General features: G+C 49.5%; 1 protein-coding gene. It reads left to right on the plus strand.

The window, feature by feature from the left end; genetic code table 11:
• Nucleotides 1–218: hypothetical protein (locus RM520_RS15300; RefSeq protein ID WP_311388581.1), on the plus strand; the 218-nt coding region annotated here is incomplete at both ends.

Here is a 218-nt window from a genome sequence, read left to right on the forward strand (position 1 = left end):
TATACCACGGATAATGGTGCTGGATGTATTCAAACTGTTGATATTGATATAATAGTGGATGATGCATGCGCCGGGGAGGTTGCTCCTACTCTTGACCCTGCTGGACCGTTTACAACTGCGGATGGAGTACAAAACCTTGTAGCTACTCCGGCTGGAGGTACTTGGGGTGGTGCTACTACTGATGGTACTTTCGACCCTTCAGCTCTTGGGGTGGGTAC

Origin of the sequence: Croceitalea vernalis, assembly GCF_031846405.1 — a bacterium.
In the GTDB taxonomy this organism is placed as follows: domain Bacteria; phylum Bacteroidota; class Bacteroidia; order Flavobacteriales; family Flavobacteriaceae; genus Croceitalea; species Croceitalea vernalis.